Raw genomic sequence first — 3676 nt, 5'->3', positions numbered from 1 at the left:
AGACCGGTTTTCCGAAAAGATCATGCGCAAACAAAAAGCTAAAGCGGGATGACGATTCGAAGAAACGTCATCACGCTCTAGGAAACCCGGTGCTTGGCATGCCACTTCGGGCCGCGCCCTCGCATGTAGTGAAGCTCGGGCCGATAGGGGTTGCGGACGGTTCCGATCAGCTTGTGGCAGCTTGCGACGATCGCGTGCAGGCGCCGGCGCAGCGGCCTCCAGGAGGCTTTGGCGAGCGGCATGGCGGCGCTCAGTGCGACTTGCCGAGCACGGACGCGAACGGCACGACGAGGACTTCGTCGCCGAGCTCATCGGTGACGTGCAGGACCCAGCCGCGCCAATCTTCTTCGCTGGGCGTCATGATGAGCGCGCGCACCAGGCCTTCCGCATGCTCGCGTGCCTCGGCCAAGTCCATCGCGTGACCGCATTCATCGATCAAGACGTGTTGGGCGTCGGAGCAATGGAAATACAGTTCAGCCATGTTCCGCCTCCTGCGGCAAGCGACCTCGCAGCCTACCGATAGCAGCTCGGATGACGGCGGAGAATCCGGGTGATCCCCCATCGGGAAATTACGGGGAATGCTGAGGTTTCGACTCAAGTCGACTGGGATTGATTTGCTCGGCTGAGGCTCAAATCCGCCATGCGGTTGGCCCGGCGGGGGCCGCTTCCGCGAGCCCCGAGGTTAACGCATTGTTTATTTCTTTAAGCCCATTTTCACGACCTCATTCAGCAAAGAGGCACCATGTCTGACATCACCATTCCCGGCGGGCGTATTCGTTCCTTCGTCGAGCGGATCGAGAACCTGGACACCGAATTGCAGGAGTTGAACGAGCAAAAGAAGGAAGTCTTCTCGGAAGCCAAGGGCGAAGGCTTCGACGTGAAGATCCTCAAGGAGATCATCAAGCTGCGGAAGGAAGATAAGGAAGAGCGCGACGAGCGCGAATCCCTGCTCGATCTCTACATGCGCGCGATGGAAACCTCGCCGCCGGAAAAGACCGCCAAGGCGGCGTGACGCAAGCGACGTGAAGTGCGTAGGGCGGGTTGCCGCAGCGTAACCCGCCGACGCGCTGGAGTGAGCGGCGGATTACGCCTTCGGCCAACCCGCCCTACGGGCTGCGGCTCACCAATAGGGATCGTCATAGGGGTCGACCGTATACGGCGGGGGCATCCAAGGCGCTGGCGGCCGTCTGGGCCGCCGAGGTTCGATTGCGGCGGGCCCGTGCGGGCGCGCGGCCACATTGTTCTCTTTCTTGACGGTCGGCGCGGAGGGTTTCGCGGACAGGGTGGCAAGCTGCCCTTGCAGCGCCTGTATCTGCTCGGCGATGCGCGCGCTGTCTCGGGCATTCTGCTCCTGAGCCGTCTTGAGCTGTTGAATAGAGTCGGCATGCTCGCGAAGCGTTTGTTCGTGACTGCTCTTTAATTGCTCGAGCTTATTGTTAATGCTCACAAGGCCCTGCGCGATGGTCTTGAGCGATTGCGCCACATCGACGGATGCCGGGGCGGCGGATGTGGTGGCGCCGGCTGGCGGAGCGTCTTTCGTTTCCTTGGGGTTCGAAGGCGCCGGCGCTTCCTTGGGGCTCGCGGGCGCCGGCGCGGAAGGCTGTTCAGCCGCGTCTGCTACCTGGACAACCAGCGATTTCGCCGGATCGCGACGCTCGGCCGCCTCTGGAGGCAGTGCCGAGACGTGCGGCGTCCATCGCGCCATGATCGCCTTGGCCTCATCGCCATATCGCGCGGCGAGCGCGGCACCAGCGATGCCTATCGCCAACAGAAGGCCCGCGAGGGCTCGCAGCACGGGGCGACCCCGTCGCGGCGCCGGGTCGCGAGCCGGGTTCTCCGACGTTGGTGCCTCGTTCACGGTGGCAGTGTCGGATCGCTCTGTGCCGGCACCTTCCTGCCGGATCGGTTGGCTATCGCCGCCGCGCTCCAATCCGGAGACCAATCGGTCGAGCCGCGTAAGGTCTTCGCCGGCACTCTTGATCCGTTCATAGGCCCGGGCCAGCTCGCCATCGGCGCGCGGCATGCCCTGCGGTTCGTCCGGCTTCGGGTCGTCCGTGTCAGCCACCGATGCGCTCTCCATTCAGTCTTGCAGCAACGGAATGAGTGCGGCAGTCCGAGATTATCGGGAGGATAGTTCTCGTCGCCGTGTCGATCAAGACAAGGCGGGCATGAGGGAGAATTTAAGGCGACCTCGGCCGGCCGCTTCCGCTAGTCAAGTCGGGGCGACAGCCTATCGCCGTTACAATTGGGCTTTGGTCGGATGCGATATTGAAACCAGAGGTCGTGGCGCTCGCCGGGGGCCATGACAGGAATGACGGCCATCAGCGCCGCGGTATAGGGATGCAGTGGTGCTTCGTAGAGCGTTTTTCCGGGTCCGCGCTTCGCGCAACTGACAGGCTCCGTGTAACCCGCCGATGAACTACGATCTGACGGCTTCGCAAGCGACCGTTGAGCTGCGCAGATGCCGAATCCGCATAGCGCGCCGTTCCCAGTGGGCCCATGCTGGCTGGGCGCCCTGTTTCTCGGACGGATCGCGACGACTTTCCGTCCCTGGTGCGCAGCTTCGGGCCTGCGCTCGACGAGTCGAAATCGATCGCGCCGCTTCTCGGCAATATCGCAAGAACGACTTCCTCCGTCGAACCAGGTACCAATCTCAGGAGGCATCTCATGCGACGTCTCATATTCGCCCTGTCCATTGCCGTTCCAGCAGCGGCGGGAGCAATCTCGCCAGCCGCCGCGCAGGACTATCCTTACTGTCTGCAGGGAAAGGACTGGGGCCTTCCGGGCCTTTGCTACTTCTGGACCTACGAACAATGCGCGGCGAGCGCATCCGGCACGTTCTCGTATTGCGGGATCAACCCACGCTTCGCCTTTTTCTACACGCAGCCAGGCCGCTGGCCGCCGCCGCACTGAGACCGTGTTGACATAAAGAAGCCCCGCGCGGCGGGCTCAACGCGAACGGCTTGTCGGACGAGATCCGGCCGTCCGATGTTGACGATCGCTTCATCTCCACCGCGTCCGGCAAGCGGACGGCCATGCAACGACCCGCGCGCCCCAAACGAGAGCTGAGCCATGAAATGCACCAAGCCGTCGTTTGCCGTCGTCTGCGCACTCCTGGCAGTGCCTCTGTCCTTGAGTATTGGCACACTCAATGCGCGCGAGTCCGATCTCGCCACTGCTACATTGGCAGCCGCTCGGACCGCCAAGCAGCAATGCGTGAATAGCTGTCGTGCGCGATATCGCGACTGCCGTCATCTGAAACAGCTACCATCGTTCGAGTGTCGGGGTGTCTACCAGGACTGCACCCGATTTACTTGTAGCGGTTCAGGACCGGGATGATCGACTTGCCTTTTGCGGCCGTCAGCGGCAACGTCGGCACAGGATATGCGCAACCCCAGGATCAGAGCGCTAATCCTGCCCTGCGGGCGACATGTTTCGATTCGATTGTCAAACAGCGGATGCGATGCGAGTCCGCGTTCCCGCGGCACAAAATGCCCGAGGTCGCGTTTGCGTTGACCCTCTTTCGATGTAGAGGGCGCAGGGAAAGCCGGGTGCCGGTTGCACCCGTGGGCCCCGTGCAACAAAAAGCACGGGGGTAGGACCACAGGTCAACCGAAGCAATCCCGGCTTTCCCTGCGCAGTGGTTTACGACTTACTTCGCGCTCTCCCCGGTGAC

Annotated in this window: 5 protein-coding genes; 2 read left to right on the top strand and 3 right to left on the bottom strand. The window is 62.5% G+C overall.

Translation table 11 applies throughout. From position 1 onward, the window contains the following. Positions 1–77: 77 nt before the first annotated feature. Both CWO89_RS46505 and CWO89_RS41810 read right to left on the bottom strand, forming a co-directional pair. Complete coding sequence (locus CWO89_RS46505; RefSeq protein ID WP_165421562.1) at positions 78–242, bottom strand: hypothetical protein; 165 nt, start codon at positions 240–242, stop codon at positions 78–80. An 8-nt stretch (positions 243–250) separates the two neighbouring features. Then, positions 251–481, bottom strand: a complete 231-nt coding sequence (locus CWO89_RS41810) for a DUF6894 family protein (RefSeq protein WP_130584066.1) — start codon at positions 479–481, stop codon at positions 251–253. 261 nt (positions 482–742) lie between these two features. Between CWO89_RS41810 and CWO89_RS41805 the strand changes: the two genes are divergently transcribed. Beyond that, positions 743–1012: a DUF2312 domain-containing protein gene (locus CWO89_RS41805; RefSeq protein WP_130584065.1), complete on the top strand. Its 270-nt coding sequence runs from the start codon at positions 743–745 to the stop codon at positions 1010–1012. Positions 1013–1120: 108 nt separating this feature from the next. On the opposite strand, the gene CWO89_RS41800 is transcribed toward CWO89_RS41805, so the two are convergent. Beyond that, the gene (locus CWO89_RS41800) at positions 1121–2080 is read right to left on the bottom strand and encodes a hypothetical protein (RefSeq protein WP_130584064.1); all 960 of its coding nucleotides are present in this window, start codon (positions 2078–2080) and stop codon (positions 1121–1123) included. Positions 2081–2667: 587 nt separating this feature from the next. On the opposite strand from CWO89_RS41800, the gene CWO89_RS41795 reads away from it, so the two are divergent. Next, positions 2668–2913: a DUF3551 domain-containing protein gene (locus tag CWO89_RS41795; protein WP_130584063.1), complete on the top strand. Its 246-nt coding sequence runs from the start codon at positions 2668–2670 to the stop codon at positions 2911–2913. Positions 2914–3676: the final 763 nt, after the last annotated feature.

This window comes from Bradyrhizobium sp. Leo170 (assembly GCF_004296405.1).
GTDB lineage: Bacteria > Pseudomonadota > Alphaproteobacteria > Rhizobiales > Xanthobacteraceae > Bradyrhizobium.
This window is presented reverse-complemented; position numbering and strand designations above follow the sequence as displayed.

What these genes read in the sequence shown, in the direction of transcription:
- CWO89_RS46505 (WP_165421562.1), bottom strand. Translation starts at nt 242, where the DNA reads ATGCCGCTCGCCAAAGCCTCCTGGAGGCCGCTGCGCCGGCGCCTGCAC.
- CWO89_RS41810 (WP_130584066.1), bottom strand. Translation starts at nt 481, where the DNA reads ATGGCTGAACTGTATTTCCATTGCTCCGACGCCCAACACGTCTTGATC.
- CWO89_RS41805 (WP_130584065.1), top strand. Translation starts at nt 743, where the DNA reads ATGTCTGACATCACCATTCCCGGCGGGCGTATTCGTTCCTTCGTCGAG.
- CWO89_RS41800 (WP_130584064.1), bottom strand. Translation starts at nt 2,080, where the DNA reads ATGGAGAGCGCATCGGTGGCTGACACGGACGACCCGAAGCCGGACGAA.
- CWO89_RS41795 (WP_130584063.1), top strand. Translation starts at nt 2,668, where the DNA reads ATGCGACGTCTCATATTCGCCCTGTCCATTGCCGTTCCAGCAGCGGCG.